Origin of the sequence: Gardnerella sp. DNF01159, assembly GCF_049244215.1 — a bacterium.
GTDB classification, from domain to species: Bacteria; Actinomycetota; Actinomycetes; order Actinomycetales; family Bifidobacteriaceae; genus Bifidobacterium; species Bifidobacterium swidsinskii.
Genome location: NZ_CP058387.1, coordinates 643010 through 661861, shown reverse-complemented (window position 1 = coordinate 661861; position 18852 = coordinate 643010). Strand labels below are relative to the sequence as shown.

17 protein-coding genes and 1 pseudogene are annotated in these 18852 nt (G+C 42.2%); 5 read left to right on the top strand and 13 right to left on the bottom strand.

From position 1 onward, the window contains the following. Window positions 1–55 precede the first annotated feature (55 nt). The 5 genes from thrS to HXT39_RS02405 all read right to left on the bottom strand — a co-directional run bounded on the left by thrS (window position 56) and on the right by HXT39_RS02405 (window position 6174). The gene (gene thrS, locus HXT39_RS02425) at window positions 56–2086 is read right to left on the bottom strand and encodes a threonine--tRNA ligase (RefSeq protein WP_033888440.1); all 2031 of its coding nucleotides are present in this window, start codon (window positions 2084–2086) and stop codon (window positions 56–58) included. Between the two features lie 182 nt (window positions 2087–2268). Further along, complete coding sequence (locus tag HXT39_RS02420; RefSeq protein WP_004108805.1) at window positions 2269–3162, bottom strand: metal ABC transporter permease; 894 nt, start codon at window positions 3160–3162, stop codon at window positions 2269–2271. Continuing rightward, window positions 3163–4119 (bottom strand): metal ABC transporter permease, encoded by a 957-nt coding sequence (locus HXT39_RS02415; protein WP_004108802.1) that lies wholly within the window; start codon window positions 4117–4119, stop codon window positions 3163–3165. A gap of 6 nt (window positions 4120–4125) precedes the next feature. Continuing rightward, window positions 4126–4848: a metal ABC transporter ATP-binding protein gene (locus HXT39_RS02410; protein WP_004574322.1), complete on the bottom strand. Its 723-nt coding sequence runs from the start codon at window positions 4846–4848 to the stop codon at window positions 4126–4128. 144 nt (window positions 4849–4992) lie between these two features. Next, complete coding sequence (locus HXT39_RS02405; RefSeq protein ID WP_004108796.1) at window positions 4993–6174, bottom strand: metal ABC transporter substrate-binding protein; 1182 nt, start codon at window positions 6172–6174, stop codon at window positions 4993–4995. Window positions 6175–6647: 473 nt separating this feature from the next. Between HXT39_RS02405 and HXT39_RS02400 the strand changes: the two genes are divergently transcribed. The 4 genes from HXT39_RS02400 to HXT39_RS02385 all read left to right on the top strand — a co-directional run bounded on the left by HXT39_RS02400 (window position 6648) and on the right by HXT39_RS02385 (window position 10314). Then, entirely contained in the window at window positions 6648–7787 is a 1140-nt protein-coding gene (locus tag HXT39_RS02400) for an ADP-dependent NAD(P)H-hydrate dehydratase (RefSeq protein ID WP_103013859.1), read from the top strand. Window positions 7788–7885: 98 nt separating this feature from the next. After that, window positions 7886–8536, top strand: a complete 651-nt coding sequence (locus tag HXT39_RS02395) for an HAD family hydrolase (protein WP_012914222.1) — start codon at window positions 7886–7888, stop codon at window positions 8534–8536. A 180-nt stretch (window positions 8537–8716) separates the two neighbouring features. Next, the gene (locus tag HXT39_RS02390; protein ID WP_012914223.1) at window positions 8717–9649 is read left to right on the top strand and encodes a LysR family transcriptional regulator; all 933 of its coding nucleotides are present in this window, start codon (window positions 8717–8719) and stop codon (window positions 9647–9649) included. A 215-nt stretch (window positions 9650–9864) separates the two neighbouring features. Further along, the gene (locus HXT39_RS02385) at window positions 9865–10314 is read left to right on the top strand and encodes a Panacea domain-containing protein (RefSeq protein WP_064340324.1); all 450 of its coding nucleotides are present in this window, start codon (window positions 9865–9867) and stop codon (window positions 10312–10314) included. Between the two features lie 381 nt (window positions 10315–10695). Here the strand turns inward: HXT39_RS02385 and HXT39_RS02380 are convergent, their stop codons facing one another. From HXT39_RS02380 to lepA, 3 genes are read right to left on the bottom strand one after another with little or no spacing between them, the layout of a single operon-like run. After that, window positions 10696–11151, bottom strand: a complete 456-nt coding sequence (locus tag HXT39_RS02380) for a hypothetical protein (protein WP_004108771.1) — start codon at window positions 11149–11151, stop codon at window positions 10696–10698. Between the two features lie 57 nt (window positions 11152–11208). Further along, on the bottom strand, window positions 11209–12531 hold the full coding sequence (hemW, locus tag HXT39_RS02375; protein WP_004108768.1) for a radical SAM family heme chaperone HemW: 1323 nt from the start codon (window positions 12529–12531) through the stop codon (window positions 11209–11211). Further along, entirely contained in the window at window positions 12528–14408 is a 1881-nt protein-coding gene (lepA, locus tag HXT39_RS02370) for a translation elongation factor 4 (RefSeq protein ID WP_012914227.1), read from the bottom strand. Before lepA ends, hemW begins: the two co-directional genes overlap by 4 nt. A 262-nt stretch (window positions 14409–14670) precedes the next feature. On the opposite strand from lepA, the gene rpsT reads away from it, so the two are divergent. After that, window positions 14671–14931, top strand: a complete 261-nt coding sequence (rpsT, locus tag HXT39_RS02365; RefSeq protein ID WP_004106518.1) for a 30S ribosomal protein S20 — start codon at window positions 14671–14673, stop codon at window positions 14929–14931. Between the two features lie 97 nt (window positions 14932–15028). On the opposite strand, the gene HXT39_RS02360 is transcribed toward rpsT, so the two are convergent. The 5 genes and pseudogenes from HXT39_RS02360 to HXT39_RS02340 all read right to left on the bottom strand — a co-directional run bounded on the left by HXT39_RS02360 (window position 15029) and on the right by HXT39_RS02340 (window position 18751). Beyond that, window positions 15029–15307, bottom strand: coding sequence for a hypothetical protein (locus HXT39_RS02360; RefSeq protein ID WP_033888441.1), 279 nt, complete (start codon window positions 15305–15307; stop codon window positions 15029–15031). A gap of 1 nt (window position 15308) precedes the next feature. Further along, window positions 15309–15866, bottom strand: a complete 558-nt coding sequence (locus HXT39_RS02355) for a hypothetical protein (protein ID WP_102703143.1) — start codon at window positions 15864–15866, stop codon at window positions 15309–15311. 309 nt (window positions 15867–16175) lie between these two features. Further along, a pseudogene (locus HXT39_RS02350) lies at window positions 16176–16571 on the bottom strand (transposase-like zinc-binding domain-containing protein); the annotation flags it as partial. A gap of 154 nt (window positions 16572–16725) precedes the next feature. Further along, window positions 16726–17439: a trimeric intracellular cation channel family protein gene (locus tag HXT39_RS02345; protein ID WP_102703144.1), complete on the bottom strand. Its 714-nt coding sequence runs from the start codon at window positions 17437–17439 to the stop codon at window positions 16726–16728. 142 nt (window positions 17440–17581) lie between these two features. Beyond that, the gene (locus HXT39_RS02340; RefSeq protein WP_004108753.1) at window positions 17582–18751 is read right to left on the bottom strand and encodes a branched-chain amino acid aminotransferase; all 1170 of its coding nucleotides are present in this window, start codon (window positions 18749–18751) and stop codon (window positions 17582–17584) included. Window positions 18752–18852 lie beyond the last annotated feature (101 nt).

Below are 18852 nucleotides of genomic sequence, written 5' to 3'. Positions count from 1 at the left end.
TGGGCTTTTTATTTACGATTCAGCTTACATTTAGATTTAGGCTAGCCAGCTTAAATCACTTAGTGTAACGCTCGAAATCTTCTGCAGTATTGACCTGAACGCGCTGCTTAATGATGGACAAAATCCACTCTTTAGCTTGCGAAACAGGAACGCCATTCAATTGGCTGCCATCGCGGAAGCGGAAGCTCACAGCATTGTTGTTCACATCCTCTTCTCCAGCAATCAAAGTGAAAGGCACCTTAGACTTAGAAGCGTTACGAATCTTCTTGCCGAAGCGATCGTCAGAGTTGTCCATTTCGCAACGAACCATATTCTCTTCCAAATCGCTAATCAATTTTTGCAAGTGTGGAGCGAACTCGTCTGCAACAGGAACGCCAGTTACTTGAACTGGAGCCAACCATGCTGGGAATGCACCTGCATAATGCTCAAGCAAAATAGCGAAGAAACGCTCAATAGAGCCAAAGAGTGCGCGGTGAATCATCACAGGACGCTGGTGGCTACCGTCAGCCGCAATGTACTCCAACTTAAAGCGCTCAGGCAAGTTGAAGTCGAGCTGAATAGTAGAAACCTGCCAAGTGCGACCGATTGCATCGCGAGCTTGCACGGAAATCTTCGGGCCGTAGAATGCAGCTCCACCTGGATCGTCCACGAGTTCCAAACCAGACTCTTTAGCAACCTCTGCCAAAGTATTAGTTGCTTCTTCCCAAATCTCGTCGGAACCGACGAACTTATGCTCATCCTTAGTGGAAAGCTCCAAGTAGAAGTCGTTCAAACCGAAGTCTTTAAGAAGACCAAGCACAAAGTTAAGCAAGCTCTTCAGCTCATCGCGCATCTGCTCGCGAGTGCAATAAATGTGCGAATCATCCTGAGTCAATCCACGAACACGAGTTAAACCATGCACAACGCCAGACTTTTCGTAGCGATACACAGTACCAAACTCAAACAAGCGCAAAGGAAGCTCGCGATAAGAACGCTGGCGAGACTTGAAGATCAAGTTATGCATTGGGCAATTCATTGGCTTCAAGTAGTAGTCAGCACCTTGGCGAGTTACGTTACCATTTTCGTCGCGCTCTTCGTCAAGCTTCATTGGAGGATACATGCCATCCTTGTACCACTGCAAGTGGCCGGAAGTCTCATATAAGCCACCCTTAGTAATGTGCGGAGTTTGTACGAAGCTGTAGTGATGCTTTCTGTGCTGCTCGCGCGAATAATCTTCCATTGCGTTAATAATTGCAGCACCCTTTGGATGGAATACGGCTAAGCCTGGGCCAATCTCGTCTGGGAAGGAGAACAAATCCATCTCTTGACCAAGCTTGCGGTGATCGCGCTTAGCAGCTTCTTCCATGCGAGTTGTGTAAGCTTTAAGTTCTTCCTTGCTAGGCCAAGCAGTGCCGTAAATGCGCTGAAGCATAGGATTCTGCTCCGAGCCACGCCAGTAAGCTGCAGCCACACGCTCAAGCTTAAAAGCCTTAATGTAACGCGTGTTTGGAAGGTGAGGTCCGCGGCACAAATCGCTCCAAACCTTGTTTCCTTCGCGATCTACATTGTCGTACATGCTAAGCTCATGCTTGCTGATTTCGCCAGAGGCAGCAGGATCAAGAGCTGCTTCCTTATCCCCAATCAACTCCAACTTATAAGGTTGATTTGCTTCTTCTTCGCGCGCTTCGTCCTCTGTTACAACGCGACGACGGAAGCTTTGAGACTCTTTAATAATGCGCTGCATATGCTTTTCGATTTGCTTCAAATCGTCTGGCGTAAATGGAGTATCAACATCGAAATCGTAGTAGAAGCCGTCTTTAATTACAGGACCTACGCCCAACTTTGCGTCTGGTCGAATTTCTTGAACAGCTTGAGCCATCACGTGAGTAGCGGAATGACGCATGATTGCGATGCCATCTTCACTATCAAGGGCCACTGATTCCACGGTATCGCCGTCATGAAGAGACGTGTACAAATCACGCAACTCGCCATTTAAACGCACGGCAATAATATTTTTATCTTCCGCGAAAAGTTCAACGCCAGTGAAGCTTGCATCCACCTCCTTGCGTTCCTCGTTTACGGTGATGGAGATGGTATTTTCAGCCATAATTGTCCTTTTCTATCGGGGTCTTGCGTTACTAATGTGCAGACCTGGACTTGTGTGGCGTCGATAAACTTACGCGATTAAACAATCAACAAAACGCGCAAAAACGACGTCAATCGCGCGCATTTTTCACGCGCAATTCGTTGACATTTTAGGACAACAGAGCGACTTTTAAAACTCTTTTGCTAAATAGCGTTTTCGGCTACTTTTTCTCGCCTTGCATGCAATCTTGATGAAAAATCATTAATTTTTATAAAAATGCTTTCGCCAATCTTGACTATTAAGAAGAAAGCTCCAGCGCAAATAGCAATAGTGCCACCGGCAGAAAGCTTCAGTATTACAGCTAAAGCTAGTCCAATTAAAGCAATCGAAACAGCAGTAATTACGCATGCAAGTACGAATTTATTTATAGAAGCAATTCTTCCCTTTAATGCTGCAGCAGGAGCAGCAATAAGAGATACTGAAACAACTGTACCAACTGCTGGAATAATGACGGAAACAGTAATAATAATCAAAGCAAGAACCATGCCTTGTATAAAACCTGATCTTCCGCCTGCAGCACGGTAATTAATAGGGTCAAACGAGCAATGCACAAGATTAGCAGAATTAAAAATCCATAATCCCAAAACAAGCAAGAAAGCAACAGATGCTGAAATCACGTCTGCAGGAGTGCAATTAAGCAATGATCCAGTTAAAAATCCCTCAATACGCAATGGCAATGGAGCAAACCACTTATTTAAAAAGTATCCACTAGCAAAGCCGACAGTTAAAGTAATACCAGCTGCAGCTTGCGAAGAAATGCCCTTAAGATGCGAAAGTGCATACATTACTAAGGAAAGTACAACGCACGCAACAGCAGCACCGACAAAAAGCCCAAGCGACAAAATATTTTGATCTATTGTATAAGCAGAAGTTAAAACTACACCTAATACTGCTCCAGGAAAAGCTGCATGAGTAATAGATTCAGTAAAGAATATTCGCTGGTTAAGAAGCGCAAGAGAGCCAACGAAACCGCATAGAGCACCTACAACAATTGCTTCAACTATAGGTAGAGCGATAATTTGCCAAATACTTACCATCTATTCCCTACCTTTATAAGATTTTGCTAAAACTTTTATATCGCTACCGCCTGTATGAGTTTTATGCGCAAAAACTATAGATGAAATAACTTGGAACAGCCAGCGCACAATAAGCACAACTACGAACATTGCACACATGCTTAATGCAATTGCTGCTTGAGGAGAAATAGGATGATCAAGCTCCAAATTCATAACGTACATACCAAGAACAACTCCAGCAATACCAACAAAGATACCAACTGCAACCATACGCCCAACTGTTCTAGACACTAAACGAGCACTAGCTCCTGGAATAATAAGGTACCCGATCACAAGAAGAACACCAACAGCTGAAGATGCAGAAACAACAACCGCAGCAATGCCAACGTTAAGAACAATATCGACAAAAAGAGTATGCACTCCCATTAATGGAGCACTTGCTCGATCGAAAGCAACAATAATCTGCTGTTTCCAAGTTGCCAAAAGCACAATAATTGCAAACAAGCAAATCCACATTGCTTGAGTCATTCGCTCATCAGTGACATCAAGCAGCCTACCAAACATCAATGCCTCGAGCTGACCTGACATATCACCTTTTTTTAGTGAAATTACTACGCCAAGAGCAAAGAAAGTAGTTAAAACAGTTGCGATAATCGATTCATTTATGCGAGTTGAACGAGAAGCCCACACTAATGCAGCAACTAAAAATACTGAACAAATTGCAGCACCAGGAATAATTTGATCTATGCCACCGTATAAAGCGCCTACAACAATTCCAGGAAATATGCCGTGCACAATAGCTTCCGCATTAAATTCAGTACATCTCAAGTTCACAAATACACCAACGATTCCGCTAGCTATAGATAGAACTATAAGTAAGCAGAACGGGCGAAAAATATAAGGAGCAGAAGCAATAAAATCAAAACCAGGAATTGGTTCCAGAACTTTTCTTAATGACTCAACTAATTGGGCAAGCATTGAAAATCAGCCTTCCGCAATTTCCGAAAAAGTAAGACCTGCAGAAGCAGCAGGCATGCTTCCACCATATGCGCGAGTAATATTTTCTTTAGTCATTACTTCTTTAAGCGCGCCAAAAGCAATCTGCTTACCAGCTAAAAGTAGCGCTTTTTCACAAATAGCATCTGCAATAACTAAATCGTGCGTAGACACAACAAAAGCAATACCTTCTTGCTTTGCTGATTTCATAATATTAAGAAGTTCTCGGCGATTCGGTTCATCAAGACCATTAAAAGGTTCGTCAAGCAAAATAAGCGTTGGCTTTGCAACAATCGCGCGCGCAAGAAGAATGCGCTGGCGCTGACCGCCAGAAAGGTCACCAAATCGCACATCTGCGCGATTTAATAAACCAACATGATTAAGAGCATCCTCAACAGCTTTTTTCTGATCTTTTTTAAGCAATCCAAGAAAACCTGTCTGTCTACTTAAGCCCATTGCAACAACTTGCCGTGCAGTAATCGGGAACGTTAAATCCAAATCAACCTGCTGTGGAACATATCCAATAGACAAAGCCTTAGGCATTTTCAGTTCACCGCGACTTACGCGCACGATACCAATAATAGCCTGCAAAAACGTTGTTTTCCCAGAACCATTTGGACCTATTAAAGCCAAAGCTTCCCCGGCTTGCACACTGCCATTAATACCAGTCACTACAGTTTTATAACCGTATGCCAGGTCGCAATTTTTCATTGCAAGGACGCTCTTATTCACTATATTTCCAGTCTTTTCAGTTTATTAATAAGTATTCGTAACAGTAACTTCTTGCTTTCGCTATTAAACTTTCGCTATTAAAGTTACTGTTACGATACTATTATTTTTACTGTTATTTATATGTTACTTCTTCAATGCAGTCTTAACTGAATCTGGAAGTTCAGGAACATTACCATTCCAAGCTTTCACCAATGTTTCAACATTGTGAACAATCGAACCGATGTAAGTTTCGCCTGCAGATCCGACTGGTCCAAGCGAATCTCCATAAAGTGCGTCGTCGCCAATAACAGCCTTTACTCCTGCTGCTGCAGCAACAGCCTTGATAGACTTGGAATTGTTAGAATTCTCAGCAAAAATCGCAACAGCTCCGGACTTCTTGACATCTTCTGCAGCTTTCTGAATATGATCTGCAGTAGCATCCTGCTGGCTGTTGAAATCAGAAAGTGCTGCACCAATGAACTTCACATTGTAGTCACGAGAGAAGTAACCGAATGCATCGTGAGAAGTGAAGAGAACACGATGCTTTTGTGGCACACTATTCAAAGCTTTAGTTGCCCAAGCATCCAAATCAGTCAAAGACTTAACGAACTTTTCAACATGCTCATCGAAAATAGATTTGCTCTTAGGAAGAGCTTTTCCGAGGAAATAACCGATATTCTTAACCTGAATCATCGTGTTCTTCGTGCTGGTCCAAATATGTGGATCGTACTGGAATTCAGGCTCCTTCTCGCCTTCTTCTGGAGGGAATGGCCACTTTTCAGCATGCACCTTAGCGATACCGCGATCAACCTTGTATGGAAGATCCTTTTCCTTAGCAGTCTCAGCCTTTGGATCCTTGATTTCGTCAGCAGTGAGAATACCGGAAGTTACACCCATAGTGCCCTTAAAACCGGTAGCTTTCACAGCTTGATCCAAGAAGTGCTCGAGATCTACACCAGAAACAAGCATCAAATCAGCCTTAGAAAGAGCTTTAGATTGAGCTGGAGTCATTTCATGCTCATGAGCAGAAGCGTTTGGCGCAAGCAAACAGGTCAAATTAATTGTTGACTTTGCTTTGTCTTGAGGAGCTCCGATTACAGACTTCTTGCCCTGAGAATCAGTCTTATTGAGGCTCAATCCAGATTTTGCGTCAGCAGTTGAAGCGATTTGAGTTACGTAATCGCAAATTTGAGTTGTAGTTGCCACTACATTTACTTGATTGCCCTTCGCCTTATTTTCGGCATTTTTTGCAGAGCCGCAAGCACCCATAGAAGTTGCTAATAATGCAACCGCAGCTGCAGTTGCGAAAATTCGTGAAGTTTTCACACTCGTTCCTTTCGGGAATCTTTAACTGTTATTGCATGGGTTGATTGTGAGAGGTACTCATGAAAGCTATTCATGAAAAAAATAATCATTCGCAATAACGCTTATAGCATAAGAAAAATATACGTGACGGTCAATAAAAAATGTGAAAAAATATAATTATTTTTGCAAAAATGCGTTTTGTGAATTTTTCATCTGCTATAATGCAAAATTTCAAAAAAGACCATGCTGCTTTCTGCTTTATCTTGCATTAAAAAACGTTAATATACCAACGAAAAAATAAATATGATTATAACATTTGGACAAATTTATTAATCAGGCATTTTTGTTTATTTTTTACGCAAAAACTAGTAGCGACACGCCATAATACTCACGACACGCAGAATAACAAAAAAATTACAAATATTTTCAAAATGTTTACAAATTGTAACAATACATAAGTTTAGACAGTAATACACATGTTTAGCCAACTCTGCATGTGCTTAACGACGATTACACTTAATACTATGTTTGGCAATACAGATGGTATGAATTACATTGCAAAACCTGACAGTTCGCACACTGACGATAAAAACTCTGCAAATAATGAAATATCAGTAGATATTCATCTTGCTTCCACACCATTGCGCACGCCTCATGCAAGCGATAATAAATATTCAAGAGGCGTTCTAGGCGTAATTACCGGTTCAAACGACTATCCCGGAGCAGCAGTGTTAAGCACAAGCGCTGCAATACATGCAAATATTGGAATGGTCCGTTATTCAGGTCCTCTTCGTGCACAAAATTTAGTATTGCAAGCATCCCCTGAAGTAGTAGCATACGAACAATTAAACGGAAAAATCGACGCAATAACAGTTGGATGCGGCATACCAGACGAAAGCCATTGCAACGACGAAACGGCTTTATCTCAAAGAAAATACATTGCTAGCATACTTGCAAAATACTCCAACGAAAACGAAAACGACAACAAAAACGACAACGCTGAAACGCAATTAAATAACAATCTTCCGCCAATATGCGTAGATGCTGGAGCATTAGACTTACTACCAAAACAAGTTTGCGAAAAAGTAGTTCTCACACCTCACGCAGGAGAATTAAGCTCGCTTTTTACTAGATACGATTTAGAAGTAAGCGCACAACAAATAGCCAGCAACCCAACACACTACGCTCAAAAAGCAGCCGATCTTACTGGAGCAACTGTGTTAGTTAAAGGCGCAACAACAGCAGTTGCATCACCATCAAAATTGCACTCTCCTATTTATATTGCACAATACGCTCCATCCTGGCTAGCAACTGCAGGTTCAGGAGATGTTCTAGCAGGAATTTTAGGAGCATTGCTGGCTCAGCACGAAAAAGATAACGAAAACAACGCGAACAACAACGAGAAAAACAATGCGAACAACAAAAATTACGCACTTATTGCAGCGAGCGCAGCTGTGATTCATGGAGTTTGCGCAGTATTTGCGTCACGCAGTAGCGGAGGAAACAATTACACTCAACTAGTGCAAGACATAGTGAAATCAAAGCGTGCTTTAACTTTGGAACATCCAATTGTGGCAAGCGACATTATAAATGCATTACCGCATGTTCTTGGGATTCTTATTAATATAAAGTAGCGCGCGGAATAATATCAGCAGTGTACAAAATTAACGCATGAAACAAAATACGCGAATTTAAAATAACGTATGAAACAAAATAGAAGGAGTAGAAATAAATGACTAACGCACAAAATATTGAGATCCATGACGTCATGTTTGATTATTGCAGAGTTCTACTCGAATGGAATTGCCGAAACTGTTTGCAAAACCAGTTCCCGAATTTAGTTGATACTATTTGCCCTAATGGAAGCTTTGGAAAGAACGATTTAGCCGGGTTCTATGAATTTGAGGACCGCATGGATGGCGGCGAGCTTTTGAAAGATCTTATGCCTGAATACGAACGTCGCTTTGGAAGCGAACTTGCTGAAGCTTTCCGTTGGTATTGCGCTCATTATGACCAAGTTTTGACACGAATGATGCCTGGAATGGTTGATTTATTGCATGATTTACGTAAAGCTGGATACGGCGTATGGGGCTTAACAAATTGGTCTAAAGAAACTTTCCCACTTGCGTTACGCAAATTCCCAGAACTTTCTACTCTTTTGCAAGGAACCATTATTTCCGGTGTTGAGCATTTGCATAAGCCAGAACCGGAAATTTTTGAACTTGCTATAAGTAGATTTGGATTAAATCCGCAAACAACTGTTTTCTTCGACGATAAGCCAGCAAATATTGATGGAGCTCATAGAGTTGGCATGCATGGATTTGTTTTTACAACTGCAGAGCAAGCGCGTAAGGATTTAGCTTCAATAGGAGTAAATCTTTAATAATTGCTTAAATATTTAGCTTATACTACTAAGATTATATATAAAACTATGGTTATGTGGAACTATGGTTATGACAACTAAGAATTAGGTTATGCCTATACCTTTTGCTAGATTCGTTAGCGGCTCATTTATGTGATTTTTGATGATTATCGTAACTTTTAGCTCACGAAAGAAGCTCGTATGACTTTGCTACAACTGAAGTATATTGTAAAAATCGTTGACTGCGGTTCAATGAATGAAGCAGCACGAGCACTATATATTTCACAACCAGCATTGAGCTCTTCTGTAAAAGAGCTTGAAAGAGAACTTAACATTGAAATTTTCACTAGATCCACTCAAGGAATTGCATTAACAGCTGATGGAGCTGAGTTTTTGACGTACGCTCGACAAGTAATTGAGCAGGCGGATCTTCTTGAAGAACGATACAAAAGTACGAAGCCTCGCCCACAATTATGCAGCGTTGCAACACAACACTACATGTTTGCTGTTGAAGCATTCGTCGATATGATTCGCAGTATTCATTCTAACGAATACGAGTTTTCAATTCGCGAGACGCGCACAAAAAATATCATTAAGCAAGTAAGCGATATGCGCGCAGACCTTGGAATTCTTTATCTTTCTGACTACAACAAGGATGTAATCGGCAAGCTGCTTCGTGAAAAACATTTGGAATTCCACCCGCTTTTCCGAGCAAAATTGCATGTTTTTCTTTCTAGAAATAATCCGCTTGCAGTGCGAAAAAGCTTGAGCTTGGAAGATTTGAAACCGTATCCGTTTATTCAATACGAACAGGGAGAAGAAGGAAGTTTCTTCTTCGCAGAAGAAGCGGTTTGGCCTACTCGCCCACCGAAAAAGATCAACGTTTCTGACCGCGCTACCATTTTAAACTTTATTATTGGGTTGAATGGTTACACTGTTTGCACTGGAATAGATAACGGCGATTTAAACAATGAAAAAATTGTCACTATTCCGCTTGAATGTGATGACACTATGCTTGTTGGCTGGATTACCAACGAGCGCACGAAGCTTTCAAGAGCTTCACTCGCTTATCTTACGCAACTTAAATCTGTGCTTGTAAGACATGGCTACGCGCTTATAGATTCACGAAATTAGTTTATTAACTTACTCGCTTATTAACTTATTGCATGTTGAACTATTAAATGATTAGTTCGCAAAACAACAATCAAATAAGTTGAACTTGCAAAATAACACAAACTAAAAAATAACTCATAATACAAGTTGTCCACATTTCTTTAATCGAATTGACGCTCACTTTTTCCATTCATAAAATCGCTATTAATTTGTTGCAAAGAAAAAGGAGATGCGTGATGGGCATTATTAATGTAGCGGCAAAAATATTGGAAATTATGGGACCAATGACAACTATGAAGCTGCAGAAGCTTGTGTATTATTCTCAAGCGCACAGCTTAGCTACAACTGGATTGTCACTATTTCCGGAAGATTTTGAAGCTTGGACGAACGGTCCGGTTTCATTGGAATTATTTAACAGGCATCGAGGAAGATTCACAATTCGCAAAGAAGAACTACTGATTTCTCTTCCAGAAAGATGCGCAACTTTAGAATATGAGCAGGTCAAGATTATAGAGGAAGTGTGCGCAAAACTTGGAAATCTTACAGGAAATCAGCTCAGCGAAAGAACGCATAAAGAAGATCCGTGGATTCGCGCGAGAATCGGCATATCTGCAAATCAAGGCAGCGAGGAAATAATTTCCAAGAAGTCAATGCGAGATTACTACATTAAGCATCCTATTGTGTAAATGCGCGAATGTCCGAAGAGCGCCAACTAGAGACCGTAACGCAGTATGCGCTCGCGCGCTTTGGCCGAGCTTGAAATCAACAGGATTTCAAGCTCTTTCAAAGCGTGATTTGGCTCAATTGTGAAGCACGGTGTGCTTCACATGCCAAATCAGCCGAACGGCTACCAATAGCCGTGAGGAATAAGCGCTCGCTTACGAAACTCGCGTTGGAAGTCCACTGGACTTCCAACTTAAGCGAGTTTCCGCTCCGAGTTGCTTTCGCGCGCTACGCTCTAAGCGCGAAAGCAGGTCGGAGCGCACACAAATAACTAAGGCGAGCACGTTGTTATTAGCAAGTGCCCACCTTAATCATTAAAAAACATTCTTATTTTATAAGTACATCTAAATCGCAGTGCCGTGCTCGTCAAGGCGCGGATTCTGCCTAGAATTACTAAAGCTAAAGAACAAGCCAAACACGCCTAATGCAAACAAAACGGAAACTACCACAACAAGCACAATAGGCTGGCTAGGAAGCCACATAATCACCAAGAAAGCAAGCGCGGAAAGCAAAATCACAGCCCAGGAAAACACTCCGACAACTTTACGAACAACATTCCAAGTATCATCGCCCACCTGAGATCGCTTAACATTGCGAGCCAGTCTCTCCTCCTCAGCTGTCACGTTAGAAGTTGGCTTCCAAGGACCAGTTCCCCTCTCTTGAAGTCTTCTAGAGCGTTCTTGTAAATTGTATTCGTCAATCATGCCTCCGCGAGCGCGACCTTTTGTTTCATCATATTGAGAAGGAATCCCCTTGCGGCTCTGCCTTTCCTTCGCGCGACGCTCTTTGCGGTTTGCCATGATTGTTCCTTTCTACATTGAATTTTCGTATATCAAGCATTTATGACACAATACGCACTATTTTAGCACGGTAAGGCCTTCTTCACACGCGTCGACAATTCTTTCTATTAATAAATCGTTGAGCAGCCTACCTTTGCGTGTTGCGATAATGCGATTTTCGTGCAACACTGCCAAATCTTCCTTACACACTTCGCGTAACACTTTTTGCAAATGCGAATCATCGAACACCTTATTAGTTTCGCGCATCTTTTCGCACAATTGCAAAATATTAAGACCTTCTTTAATGCGAAGCCCAAGCATTACTTCTTCAATAAGCGCATCTTCAGCATTTATACACTCGTAGTTTTGCCACGGCACATTTCCAAGATTTATAGCATGCGCCCATCGTTTTGGGTGCAAAATATCCCATGAGCGAAGGTTATAAAACTCGTTTGGATTAGCTAAAGAAGCACTATCATCCATGCTTTGTTTACTAATACGATTGGCAGCATTGTAGTGCGAATGTGCTCCAGGACCAATTCCAGCCCAATCAATATTTCGCCAGTAGCCAAGATTATGTTGAGATTCAAAACCCGGACGCGCCCAATTAGAAATCTCGTACCATTGTAATCCAGCAGAGTTAAAAAGTTCGTCTGCCAACTCGTATTTTTGAGCTTCATCATCGTCGTTTGGCGCTTGAATAGTGCCAGCAGCGATTTGACGACCCATTTTTGTGCGCGGCTCTACCGTTAGCGCATATGCAGAAATATGGTTAACACCTAGGCTTAAAGCCATTTCTACTGACTCTCGCCAATCGTCTAGACTCTCTCCCGGAGCGCCATAAATCAAGTCAACACTTGAACGCAAACCACATGCGTTTGCTGCTTTTACACCGCGAGTTACGTTTTCTGGAGTATGCGTGCGGTCAAGAGTTTTAAGAACATGCGGCACTGCTGATTGCATTCCGAAAGATATTCGCGTAAATCCGCCTTCTGCAAGCGTTTCAATATACTTTTCGTCTGCAGTATCCGGATTTGCTTCAGTAGTTATTTCCGCGTCTTTATTAAACCCCCACAAGTTGCGTATTTCTTGCAAAATTCGCACTAAATCTTGCGCTTTAAGAACTGTTGGAGTGCCTCCACCGAAGAAAACAGATTGCGCTTTAGGTTCGAAAATTCCGTGATATTCCTGCCATTTTTTTACAAGACGCATCTCTTGAATCGCAACATCCGCATAACCTTCGCGACTTGCACCTTCACCCAAATCGCGAGCAGTATACGTGTTAAAATCGCAATAACCGCAGCGGCGCAAGCAAAACGGCACGTGCACGTACACTTCAAAAGGCATACTTTCAGTTTGCATAGCTGATTTATTTAATTCAGCATCCAACTCTAAACTCATCCTTCAGACTTTTGCGCTGCGCGAATCTTATCTTTAGTATCGCGATCGTTTGCGCTCTCGTCTGTAGCCAAAGCCGCAACGAATGCTTCCTGCGGAACTTCAACATGTCCGAGCATCTTCATGCGCTTCTTACCAGCCTTCTGCTTTTCAAGAAGCTTACGTTTACGCGTAATATCGCCGCCGTAGCATTTAGCGAGCACGTCTTTTCGAAGAGCGCTAATAGTTTCACGAGCAATAATTCTAGAGCCAATTGCAGCCTGAATTGGAATTTCAAACTGCTGACGAGGAATAAGTCCACGAAGCTTCTTAGTCATCATAACGCCGTAAGAATAAGCCTTATCTCGGTGCACAATCGCACTAAAAGCGTCAACCTTATCTCCCTGAATAAGAATATCAACTTTCACTAAATCGGCAGCTTGCTCGCCATCTTCGTGGTAGTCAAGAGAAGCATAGCCTTTTGTGCGGCTTTTAAGCTGATCAAAGAAGTCAAAAACGATTTCTGCAAGAGGAATCCTGTAATGCATTTCCACGCGGTCTGCACTAATGTATTCCATTGTGCCCATTTCTCCGCGATGATCCTGGCACAAATCCATTACAGCACCAATAAATTCTTTCGGCGTAATAATATCTGCAGCAACCATTGGCTCAATAATGCGCTTAATCTTGCCTTCTGGAAACTCGCTAGGATTTGTTACGTGATGTTCTTTACCATCTTCGCTAGTGACGTCATAAGTTACGTTAGGAGCAGTGGAAATAAGATCCAAGCCAAACTCGCGGCTTAAGCGCTCTGAAACAATCTCCATGTGTAGAAGACCTAAGAATCCACAACGGAAACCAAAGCCCAACGCAACAGACGTTTCTGGCTCGTAAATAAGAGCTGCATCATTAAGTTTTAGCTTGTCGAGAGCATCTCGAAGATCTGGGAATTGAGCGTTATCAATTGGGAAAAGACCTGCGTAAACCATAGGTTTAGGGTCGCGGTAGCCATCCAAAGGCTCAGATGCAGGATTTACGGCGCTAGTAATAGTGTCTCCGACTTTAGATTGACTCACGTCTTTTGCGCCTGTAATTACGTAGCCGACTTCGCCAGCTCCAAGCGCCTTTGTTGGAGTCATATCTGGGCTAATAACGCCGATTTCAATAGGATCGTGCGTCATGCCGATTCCCATCATATGCAATTTTTCGCGCGACTTAAGTTCGCCATCAACCATACGAATATAGGTGACAATTCCGCGATACGAATCGTAGACTGAATCAAAAATGAGCGCGCGAGCAGGAGAATCAGGATTTCCGCTTGGGGCTGGAACTTCCAGCACAATTTGATCAAGTAAGTCTTTAACACCTTCGCCGGTTTTACCAGAAACGCGCAACACGTCCTCCGGCTTGCAACCAATTAATCCAGCTATTTCTTCAGCATGCTTGTCTGGCTCTGCGCTTGGCAAGTCGATTTTGTTAAGCACAGGAATAATCGTCAAATTGTGGTCGATTGCCATATAAAGATTAGAAAGCGTTTGCGCTTCAATGCCCTGAGTTGCGTCAACAAGCAGCACCGCACCTTCGCATGCTGCCAGCGCGCGTGAAACCTCGTAAGTAAAATCGACGTGACCAGGAGTATCAATCATGCCAAGCGAATACTCTTTGCCTTCAAAAGTCCACGGCACTCGAACAGCCTGAGATTTAATAGTAATACCGCGCTCTTGCTCAATATCCATGCGATCCAAGAAACGGTCTCGCATTTCACGCTCTGGCACGATTCCTGAAAGTTGTAAAATGCGGTCAGCTACAGTAGACTTGCCGTGATCGATATGCGCAATAATGCAGAAATTGCGTATCAACGATTGATCCGTAAATCCTGGCTGGTTATGCGGTGTAATCAAGGCAAATATCTCCTTTTAAGAATGCGAATACATGAAAACATGCAAACATAAATCAAGCACTATAACTAATCAATATTAGCAAATCTACTACCTTAGCGTAAAGTGCAAAATACGAAAGTTATTTATTAAATAGCATATTCAATAAGTTTTTAATTAAACCAACAATAACAAATTAATTATATAAACTACTATATTTATCTAATAAGCATGATACACTTATCATTTGTATGTCCTTATATAGCAAACGTCGTTTGGAGTAACAGTGGCAAACATTAAGTCGCAGAAAAAGCGTGTTCTCACTAACGAGAAAGCACATAAGCGTAACGTAGCAGTAAAGTCTGCTTTGAAGACTGCTATTCGTGCTACTCGTGAAGCCATCACCGCTGGTGATAAGGCTGCAGCGCAGGCCGCTTTCGCAGTAGCCGCTAAGAAGCTTGACAAGGCTGCAGGTCGTGGCGTGATTCATAAGAATCAGGCTGCAAACCGCAAGTCTGGTCTTGCTGTAGCGATTAACGCTCTGTGAAGTTTGTGCAGGTAACTGCATAACACAGCATGTAAGGAAAATCCCCAGTACCAATCGGTGCTGGGGATTATTTATATCACTCTATCGGCAACGTAATTTAGACGATATACGCCAATACGAGTACCACTACGAGTATAACTGCCACGGCAGCAGCAAACACCACGTAATCCATAGGCTTCACATGGTGATGCTGCAACAATGCATGGCATACAAACGCTGCGATCAGCAAGATTACCCCTGAAATAGCATTGGCATACCAAGGTAAATGATTGATGCACGAGAAAACAACACTCGTCAGCCAAATGGTAGCAAACGAAGCAAGCCATGACCGATGCCCTGTTGTGGCATGCTTCTTCGAAATAGTTGCATCATCCATATTAACACCCCAATGCTGCTGTCAAAGTGCCACCTGCAGCGCTACAAGCTATATCAGCCGAAACACCAGCAATTGGTGACGCCAATCCAGAAATACCAAGTGATAATGGAGTACAAACTGTTGCATCCCATAAAACATTCCATCCCACACCAATCCATTTAGGAATACAATGATGTTTCTTTCCACCACGTTCTAAAGCTGTCTCTAAGGAAACAGTAGGAGCAATCCTATGAAGAACTTTGCTATAACCAAAATCAACATGCTGCCCGTCATGAACTGTTAAATTGATAGTTGCTATAGTATGATTTGTTGCATCTCTCCAAGTAGCTATATTATTCTTTACTACGATAGTATCACCAGCTAGCGTATGCACATTCAATCCTTGTCCAGATACTGGAACAATTGAACGTCGACCATCTGGAGAACGCAATCCTCTCATTTCAGACTTAAAATTCCCATATTGTGATGTTGATTGAACTGCAAAAGATGGAGTTGCAAACACCATACTTCCAAGTAATGATGCTGCAGCTAGTAACAATGAACTAACTTTCTTCATCATAAGATGACCTCTCTAATATTGGCCTTATCAATTAGTGAGTAAGCGTATTCCAGTAAACAGCATGTTGGCCAAACATGTGGTGAGTGACTCACGTTGTTATGCTCACAAGGCGATAATATAATACTTGATTGATAGAAATGCCGTCATAATCAGGTAAGCGGCAAAAGTGTGTCTGTAAACGTGTTTATTCAGGCGTGTCGTTAGTGTAGTGTTCCTTTTCTAATTGATATATCTGGGTAGTAATCTGCCCTACATAAGTCAAAGCTTGTATCGAAACCCGAAGACCCAATTGATTGCTGGTCATCAATAATTTTCTTTGTTACACCATTGCAAAGCAATAACTTTACCCTTGCTTGCCGCGGTTAATAAACACCACCCGTATGGAAGGTATGTTCCATCGATTTGAACATAGTCATAAATTTCGCCTGTCTCGGGTAATTCTGGTTTAACATTCCAATACCATTCAATCCGATATCGCCATGTTCTATCAGAACCACTAGGACAGGCTTCACATTGAGTCTGGTTTCCCATAATCCAATGAATGAATTTATCAAATTGTGCTACATGTGTAATATCTTCACGTTTCCTTGTAAAAGACATTCCACATGCAGTACATCTCCAATGGATAGCACCTTTACGTGTTCTACCATTTCTCTTCATTGAATGAGAGCATATTGGGCAGCGTTTACTACTTAATCTAGGCATGTATTAAGCACATCGCACGCCTTATACCTCTATTTGTTTTCAATGTCAAGTAATACTAAATGTTAAGCTTTTTAGCTTAATGACAGCGAGCTTCCCTTGGTATTTCAACGAAAACTCGGGTTTTTAGACACACTTTTTTGCCGCTTACCCAATATTAACGATGACGACGATTATTAATACGACGAATACGAGGACGTCTAACCTTAATAGGTTCCGTGCGGTTCATTGCTCCAAATAAAGTTAAATCTAGTTTCACAGACAACAAACGCATTGCAACAACAAGAGCAACAATAAGGATATCAAGCAATATTTCAACAGTTAAACCAAAATAACCTGCATACCTTGCTTTTACAACACAAACGGTTAGTATACATCCCACTGAAGCAGGGAAAGCATACCAATGCTTATCCCGCACAATAACAGGAACTTGATTCAAAATCATGTCGCGAATCAAACCACCTCCTAAAGCAGTTGCCATTCCTAAAAATACTGAAGCCATACCAGACATGTGGAAGTCCAAACCTTTTGCTGTGCCATTCACAGCAAACAGGCCCAACGCCAAGGCATCAAGCGTAAGCATAAACCAACGCCATTTATCAATCTCAGGGTGAGCAACAGCCACAATAACACCAGAAAGCAGACCTGTAATAACAAAACCACGATCAGCAATACCAACAGGTGGCAATGCTCCAAGCAACACATCACGAACAATACCGCCACCCAATGCAGTTATCCAAGACGTAGTAATAATCGCAAAAACATCATAATTCTTACGAATAGCCCACATGCCGCCAACCATGCCACAACATCCCATAGCAACATACTCAACTATAAGAAAAAAGATGTTATCCCCTAACGCACCTTCCAAAGCATTTCCCTTCAAATAAATTCACCAAAACACTGCGCGCATAACAAACAAACGCGTTGTACTCTATACGATATCTAAATATATAGAGTACAACGCGCCATAAGCAACATTAGATTAGATAATATTAACTAACTTATATAAATCAGTCGCAAACTTTCCACATCCAGTTATGCTTATCTTCGACATCACCGAGCTGAATGCCAAGTAACTCATCGCGCAAAGCCTGAGTTAACTCACCAACGCCACCATCGGCAACCTTAAGATCGAATTCATCGGACTTAAAGCGACCAATTGGCGTAATGATTGCAGCAGTACCGCAAGCAAAGACTTCAGTAACCTCGCCAGAACGAATGTCGTCAAGCAACCCTTGAAGAGGAATCATGGTTTCAACAACCTTATGTCCTGCTTCCTCAGCAAGCTGAATCAAAGAACGACGCGTAACGCCAGGAAGAATACTGCCAGTAAGAGATGGAGTTTCCAAATGGCCATCCTTGTGGAGTGCGAACATATTCATGCCACCAAGCTCTTCCAAATAAGTCTTAGTTGCAGCATCGACGAAGCACACCTGCTCGCAACCGTGCTCAATACCCTTGTATTCACCAAGCAAGGAAGCAGCGTAATTTCCACCGCACTTAGCAAAACCAGTACCACCAGGACCAGTACGGAACCACTGATCTTCAACCCAAATGCTAACAGGCTTCAAACCACCCTTGAAGTATGGGCCGGATGGAGAAGCGATAACACAGTATTCAACTTCGTGAGCTTCGCGCACACCGAGGAACGGCTCGGAAGCAAACATGAATGGACGCATGTAAAGCGTATACTCTCGACGGCTCGGAACCCATTGCTTATCTCGCTTTACCAAGGCTGCAACCGATCCAATAAAATCATCAATAGAGAGTTCCGGCAAATACAAACGCTTAGCAGAATTTTGGAAACGAGCAGCATTAATATCTGGGCGGAAAAGCCAAATAGAGCCGTCGGCGCGCTTATAAGCCTTCAAACCTTCAAAGCACTCCTGAGCATAGTGCAACACAGATGCACCTGGATCCATTTTCAATGGACCATAAGGCTCTACACGACGATCAGACCATCCTTCGCCTTTAGTCCAAGACATATGAACCATATTGTCGGAGAAAATCTGACCGAAAGCAGGCTTATCAATAAGTTCGTTGCGCTTTGCGTCCGAAACTGGATTATCATTCGGCAGAACTTCAAAGTTGCCAGCCAATTTGTTCAACAGAGTTGTATCGCTATGATCATAAGACTCATAAGCGTCAGAAAACTCTGGAGCTACTTCTAAATCAGCCATTATGTCTCTTTTCTATGTGGATTATTTCTACTTGCCTTTTACCGCAATTAACGTATAGAATAATACGATTCTTGTTTTTCGCAAAACTTACACGCCAAAAT

Excerpts from the sequence above, each read along its gene's own strand:
- HXT39_RS02380 (WP_004108771.1), bottom strand. The coding sequence starts at position 11,151 with ATGGCAAACCGCAAAGAGCGTCGCGCGAAGGAAAGGCAGAGCCGCAAG.
- HXT39_RS02410 (WP_004574322.1), bottom strand. The coding sequence starts at position 4,848 with ATGAAAAATTGCGACCTGGCATACGGTTATAAAACTGTAGTGACTGGT.
- HXT39_RS02355 (WP_102703143.1), bottom strand. The coding sequence starts at position 15,866 with ATGATGAAGAAAGTTAGTTCATTGTTACTAGCTGCAGCATCATTACTT.
- HXT39_RS02415 (WP_004108802.1), bottom strand. The coding sequence starts at position 4,119 with ATGCTTGCCCAATTAGTTGAGTCATTAAGAAAAGTTCTGGAACCAATT.
- HXT39_RS02340 (WP_004108753.1), bottom strand. The coding sequence starts at position 18,751 with ATGGCTGATTTAGAAGTAGCTCCAGAGTTTTCTGACGCTTATGAGTCT.
- HXT39_RS02390 (WP_012914223.1), top strand. The coding sequence starts at position 8,717 with ATGACTTTGCTACAACTGAAGTATATTGTAAAAATCGTTGACTGCGGT.
- hemW (WP_004108768.1), bottom strand. The coding sequence starts at position 12,531 with ATGAGTTTAGAGTTGGATGCTGAATTAAATAAATCAGCTATGCAAACT.
- HXT39_RS02420 (WP_004108805.1), bottom strand. The coding sequence starts at position 3,162 with ATGGTAAGTATTTGGCAAATTATCGCTCTACCTATAGTTGAAGCAATT.
- thrS (WP_033888440.1), bottom strand. The coding sequence starts at position 2,086 with ATGGCTGAAAATACCATCTCCATCACCGTAAACGAGGAACGCAAGGAG.
- HXT39_RS02395 (WP_012914222.1), top strand. The coding sequence starts at position 7,886 with ATGACTAACGCACAAAATATTGAGATCCATGACGTCATGTTTGATTAT.
- HXT39_RS02400 (WP_103013859.1), top strand. The coding sequence starts at position 6,648 with ATGTGCTTAACGACGATTACACTTAATACTATGTTTGGCAATACAGAT.
- HXT39_RS02360 (WP_033888441.1), bottom strand. The coding sequence starts at position 15,307 with ATGGATGATGCAACTATTTCGAAGAAGCATGCCACAACAGGGCATCGG.
- HXT39_RS02385 (WP_064340324.1), top strand. The coding sequence starts at position 9,865 with ATGGGCATTATTAATGTAGCGGCAAAAATATTGGAAATTATGGGACCA.